General features: G+C 48.5%; 7 protein-coding genes and 1 pseudogene. All 8 read right to left on the bottom strand.

Features of this window, described 5'->3' with window-relative positions:
- Nucleotides 1-290: 290 nt before the first annotated feature.
- Nucleotides 291-1,046 (bottom strand): SDR family oxidoreductase, encoded by a 756-nt coding sequence (locus H6G26_RS37430; protein WP_190736658.1) that lies wholly within the window; start codon nucleotides 1,044-1,046, stop codon nucleotides 291-293.
- 122 nt (nucleotides 1,047-1,168) lie between these two features.
- Complete coding sequence (locus H6G26_RS43415; protein WP_242054240.1) at nucleotides 1,169-1,312, bottom strand: hypothetical protein; 144 nt, start codon at nucleotides 1,310-1,312, stop codon at nucleotides 1,169-1,171.
- A 313-nt stretch (nucleotides 1,313-1,625) separates the two neighbouring features.
- Nucleotides 1,626-2,372, bottom strand: a complete 747-nt coding sequence (locus H6G26_RS37440) for an SDR family oxidoreductase (protein ID WP_190736660.1) — start codon at nucleotides 2,370-2,372, stop codon at nucleotides 1,626-1,628.
- A gap of 157 nt (nucleotides 2,373-2,529) precedes the next feature.
- Entirely contained in the window at nucleotides 2,530-3,198 is a 669-nt protein-coding gene (locus H6G26_RS37445; protein ID WP_190736661.1) for an NAD(P)H-dependent oxidoreductase, read from the bottom strand.
- 159 nt (nucleotides 3,199-3,357) lie between these two features.
- Nucleotides 3,358-3,939 carry a nuclear transport factor 2 family protein gene (locus H6G26_RS37450; RefSeq protein ID WP_190736663.1) on the bottom strand — a complete coding sequence of 194 codons (582 nt, stop codon included), beginning with the start codon at nucleotides 3,937-3,939 and terminating at the stop codon, nucleotides 3,358-3,360.
- Between the two features lie 354 nt (nucleotides 3,940-4,293).
- A complete protein-coding gene (locus H6G26_RS37455; protein ID WP_190736665.1) occupies nucleotides 4,294-5,277 on the bottom strand; it encodes a CPBP family intramembrane glutamic endopeptidase in 984 nt (327 codons plus the stop codon).
- 30 nt (nucleotides 5,278-5,307) lie between these two features.
- The gene (locus H6G26_RS37460) at nucleotides 5,308-5,664 is read right to left on the bottom strand and encodes an AraC family transcriptional regulator (RefSeq protein ID WP_190736668.1); all 357 of its coding nucleotides are present in this window, start codon (nucleotides 5,662-5,664) and stop codon (nucleotides 5,308-5,310) included.
- Between the two features lie 102 nt (nucleotides 5,665-5,766).
- Nucleotides 5,767-5,918 (bottom strand): annotated as a pseudogene (locus tag H6G26_RS43420) (disulfide bond formation protein DsbA); the annotation flags it as partial.

Genomic DNA, 5,918 nt, shown 5'->3' on the forward strand with positions numbered 1-5,918 from the left:
ACTTCTGCCTAAAAGCAGTGCCGCACTGAGTCCAGCGGAACCGCCACCGACAATGACGCACTCGTAAATCTCTTTGTTTTGGTTCATCATCTTTTTCTGTTCTCCAACTTTGGAGATAATCATCAACTCCTAAGTTCTCTTTGTCTTAGTTCACTTGAGTGTAGTCAGTTCCAACACTCAACTTCTTGCAGATTCCTATGGAGTTTCCTATGGAATTAGCGAACCTATTTCAGTGTTGCTTTAGTGAGTCGTTTGAAGTGCTGTATCAAACATTTCGCACTGCCGATCGACTACTGCGCTACATACCCACCATCTACCATCAATGTTGTACCTGTTGTGAACGATGCCAGGTCAGATGATAAAAACAGAACTGCATTTGCAACTTCAAGCGGTGTTCCAATTCGTCCGATCGGGTGAAGTCCTGTTATGTAAGCTTTGACCTCATCCTGCCCACCTGTAGCTGCTTCAACCATATCTGTTTCGATTGCTGCTGGTCCAACGGCATTGATGCGAATACCTGCTTTGGCATATTGAAGCGCAGCAGCTTTTGTTAAACCTACGACCGCATGTTTACTCGCGGCGTAGAGGGGTTGGATAGGATATGCAACGAATCCAACCGCAGATGCCATATTGACGATTGAACCACTTCCTTGTTTCAACATCTGAGCGATTTCATGTTTCATCGACAACCAAACGCCTTTGACATTGACGTTCATAGTGCGATCGTATTCTGCTTCTGTTTGCTCAATCAATGAGGGATTTTCGCCGACAGTTCCTGCATTATTAAAGGCAATATCTAACCGACCAAAAACGCCAACTGCTTTATCAACCATTGCTTCAACATCGGCTTCTTTCGTGACATCTGCTTGCACAAAAATCGCCTCTTTGCCAGCTTCCTTAATCAATCGAACAGTTTCTTCACCTTCATCCATTCGACGACCCACCACCACCACTTTTGCTTGTTGTTGGGCATAAGCGATCGCCGTTGCACGACCAATTCCTGAAGTTCCGCCAGTGACTAACGCCACTTTATCTTGAAGTATCATTGTGCTTCTCCTACCATTAATTTCGTTGCATTGATCAGAAGCGTACTCAGTTCCAATGCTTGATTTCTTGCAGATTCTTAGGGTAAAGCGCAAGTTCGTTTCGGCAGCATCCGATTTAGATACTAATGTTCAGAATTTACTTGCCATGTCATCACAATAATTTCTGCAAACACTAAGACAGCTAATAGCCTCGAAAACGCTTGTAAAATGGCTTCCATCGTCCAGTTCTGACTCTGAACATCCCAGATCATCCAAACAATGTTCACTCCAATCACCAACCAGGGTAGAATTACTGCTGAATTCCGTCTGTGATAGAAGCGGATCGTCGTTTCGCGCCAAAATGGGAAGGTGCTGAGGAGACAAACAATGTAGGAGACTCCTGCACTAATGAACAAGCTTGTTTGAAGACCTGAAGATAGGTTCGGGTATCCAAGCGCGGTAGCTTCGCTTCACGCAGTGTTCGCTGTCAGGCAAACTCCCAGCGCCAGATACAGGAAAGTAAACAAGGTAAATCGTTTCATTCCTTCTCCAATAGAGCTTATTCTCTGTACCAGACACGCACACATTGAAAGCAGCGGATTAGTTCGCTGTAAATCCACCATCGATTACCAAAGGTTGTCCCGTGATGTAGCTGGCAGCATCAGAACACAGAAAAACAACCGCTTGAGCAATTTCTGCTGCTTGCCCCATACGACCCATTGGCACCATAGACGCGAAATCATCAGTCGAGCCACTACTCAGGCGATCTATCATTGCAGTAGCAATCAGTCCAGGATTGACAGCATTAATCCGAATACCTTGTTTGGCATAATCGAGTGCAGCAGAGCGCGTCAGCCCCATTACCGCGTGTTTGCTGGCAACATAGGGAGATACTCCTGGAAACGCAATTAACCCACCCATTGACGAATTATTGATAATCACACCTGATCCTTGGTTGAGCATCTGTTGGATTTCATATTTCATACACAAGAACAGCCCCCGCACATTAATCGACATCAGTTTGTCAAAATCCTCAATCGATTGTTCGTGCAGTGGTTTGAGAGGAGACTCAATCCCAGCATTGTTAAAGGCACAATCGAGTCTGCCGTAGGTGGCGATCGTTTTCTCGACTAAAGCTTGAACTTCTGCTTCATCGGATACGTCCGATCGCACAAATAAACACTCCGCTCCTGTCTCACGAATCATCGCAGAAGTTGTTTCACCTTCTGCGTCGCGTCTACCGGAGAATACGACTTTTGCACCCACAGCACCGAGCGCGATCGCCGTTGCACGACCAATTCCTGAAGTTCCGCCAGTGACTAATGCCACCTTGTCTTTAAGCATCATGATAGTTACCTCTTGTTGTGAATGGCTGTGTCACTTTGTCAAAAACTCAATGAGCAATACGTGTAGGAGCCAGCAATAAGAAGCGCCTCCTACAACCAGGATGAGTACGATCCTGGCTGCGTGCCCCATAAATCCAGTCCCGCCAGTTCCATGCCGATCAATACTGACCTACGGCGATCGGCAACTCACGTTCAATGGTTCGCAATCGTTGCGAAAAATCATTCAAGATACGTTGACGAACTGCATCTGTTTGGCGAACAGGGGCATAAACAATCTGCGGAGCAAGAACGTCAAAACCAGCGAATTGCAGCATCCCTCGCTGAATTGGGCGCAGAATAGCATGGATATCACCGTTAAAACCGCCTGCAAGATAGTCCTCTTCTGTGCTACCTGTGGTCAACGAGAGCATTGCTTGCTTACCTCGAAATCTGCCCGTTTCATAAATATGTCCATTACCGTAAACACGCCCCATAACAAAGACGCGATCAACCCACCCCTTCAAAATTGCAGGGACACTGAACCACCACAAAGGGAATTGCCAAATCATCAGATCGCACCATTCCAGTTTTTGGATCTCAGCTTCAATTTCTGGAATGAATCCTCCAACTTCAGTTGCATACATCTCTTCAAGTTGCTGCTTAAAGTAGTCAGGATCTTTGACAGACGTAAAGTTGCGGCGATCGGATGCAGGGTCAAATCTCATGGTATGGAGATCTGAATATTGAACATCATGCCCAGAGTCTTTGAACGTGTCAATTGCTGTCTGAAACATTGCTCCGTTAAAGCTTTTCGACTCTGGGTGTGCAAGAACAATCAAAACTTTCATGTGAGTTATTTCGTTTTCTAAGTTTCTAAACTTTTGCTAGGGCTGGATAATCCAGATAGCCTTTTTCACCACGGCTATAGAACGTGGCTGGGTCAGGCGAGTTGCGATCCTGGTTGCAAAATGGCGGGTTTAGGCATTGATATTTGCTAGCTCCTACACTTAGTCGCGATCGATTAGTGTGTTTGAAGGTAAGTTGGGATCGATCGCCTTGCGCGCACTGTCAATGCCCACGACGGGAAGTGTACCCGGATCGAGCAAGCCAAGTTGAATCAATACACTCGCCTGATCCCAGTAGAGGTGTTCATGGGCTAACTTGCCGTCACGGAACCGAATAATCGCGACCACTGGCACTTCAACCCGTTTCCCGGTTGGAGCAACGCCAGGTAGCATCCAGTCCATCTGGATCGTATGAGTGAACGTACCCACCATTTCATCGACGAGTTGATCCGTTCCGATCGTGCGCGAAATCGGGATCAGCTCCATGTCCGGCGGTATTTGTGGAATGAAGTATTTGGAATAAAACTCGCGCAGTGCTGGTTTCCCTACTCCCCCAGTCATTACCGGAATGTGATTCACGTAAGCGTCCTCAACCATCGTAGCGAGGGCATCTTCAGTGCTGTGAGTACCAAACTCGTGCCCGATATGCTCTTCCCAGACCGCTTGTAAAGCTTCCTGAGCGGGTGTCAGATTGCTAGTTGCCTTTCCATTTGCTTGTTCGTCTACAGATTGCTGTTTGACCATGATTGGATTCTCCTAGTTCTATCTATTTAAAGTGTATTGAGTTAGTTCCAAGGCTCGACTTCTTCCAGATTCTTGTGATGTTAGTGAATTTGTTTCAATGGACGTATAAGCATTCAGCGCCTGTTTCGCGAATCAGTTGGGCGGTTTTTTCACCTTCTGCGTCGCGTCTACCGGAGAACACGACTTTTGCACTCACAGCACCGAGCGCGCGCTGCTTCGCAGATACCGCAAGGGTCGCGGTTGCTCTGCCAATACCCGTTGTGCCACCAGTCACTAACGCCACTTTATTTTGCAGTATCATTCTGTTTCTCCTGTTTCAATCAAGATTGACCTTCAGCAATGAACTGACGATGATCACCGACGACCAACCCGATCGCTTTGGGAAACGGGTTCGGAGTCCTCGTCGCGTTTGAACACCTTGTAGGCGATCGCCAGGAAAACGGGAATCAGCACGAGGGAGATGATGTCGTAGAATCTCGCATGGTACTCGCTGATGCTGAACAGGGCTGGTGCGGCGAAGAAGCTTCCAGACCAGTTGAACAAGAGAAAGTACGCGATGTTGTTGGCGAAGTGTGCGCCGATCGCAAGCTCGGTCGTGCCGTCGATCAATGAAACGACCACATACAACAGACCCGTGCCAACGAAGTAGTTGAGGAACATCCCAATCCAGCCACCCTCCTGTGACTCTGGATTGGTGGCGTGCGGCAGGGTGAAGATCACGGCTGACGCGAGCGCCAGAAACACGCGGTTAGACCAGATCAGGCTCGTGCCCTGCACAATGTACCCGCGAAAGAAAAGCTCCTCGGTGGTCGTCTGGATCGCAGTGAGGATTAGCGCGATCGGCACGAAGAGCGCGAACGTCTTGAGGTCGGAGTTGAAGGAGAAGGTATCGGGGTAGAGGAGGTACTGCCCCAGCCCGCCGAGCAGAACCCAGGGCACGAACCCAGCCACGAAGCCGTGACCGACGCGCCGCCAACTGATCTTCTCTCTCGCCGTGACGAGCGTCCGGGGATGACGCTGGTGGATGAGGGAGACGGCAATGAGAATTCCCGCGAGGAACACCGGAAAACCCGCCATGACCACGACGAAGCCCCCCACAGGACTGAACGCAGCGTAATCCAGCCGACCGAGCGCCGCGACACCCTCCTGACCGTCGAGGGCGAACGCGACGAGCGCACTGGCGACGTTGGCGGCGATCATCCAGGCAAAGAGTATGATCATCAGCCCCAGAAGATACCGCCACCACCGATATTTACCCCACCTCGCAGCCTCCACGTAAGTCACGTCTTTCACTTCCGTTCCGCTTCCCTGCTTTCCTGTGATTGCTTTAAACTTCATCTTTGTCTCCTTGACTCGTGCGTGATGGAGTTAGCGAATCTGTTTTGGGGTTATTCCAGTCAGGCGCTTAAACTGTTGGTTTAAGTGGCTTTGATTGGAGAAACCAACTTGTAAAGCAATGTCAGAGATCGCTAAATCTGTTTTCGACAGCATCAATTTTGCTCGTTCCACCCGCTGTTGAATTAGGTACTGATGTGGAGAAACCTCGATCGCTTGTTTGAATACACTGGCAAAGTAAGTCGGGCTAAGATTCAGAGTTTCTGCAAGTTCAGCCAGTGACAAGTCTCGATCGAGGTGAGTCTGAATATAGTCAAGTACTTGTTGCAACTGGGTGCGTGTTAAGCCTTTGTGCTTGAATTCAGTGGTTGATGTTGTAGTTGTTAGCATGGTTCAAAAATTGGCAAGCTGTTCAACAAAACAGGCAAAAGCTAGCAATCGCGGATTCGATCACTTACTAGCACTAACAAACAAGTCAGATATGAATAGAGCTTAGTGGCTTGCAGCGACAATAGCTGCCGTCAACTCTGTTATTGTCCAGCGTCCGGTATACCGAATGTTATTGATAAATAGGGCTGGAGCGTGGGTCACTCCGCTGCGTATTCCACTTTCGATATCTTGATTAATGCGATCGAGATATGTCC

Origin of the sequence: Nostoc sp. FACHB-888 (assembly GCF_014696655.1) — a bacterium.
Taxonomy (GTDB): Bacteria; Cyanobacteriota; Cyanobacteriia; order Cyanobacteriales; family Nostocaceae; genus Nostoc.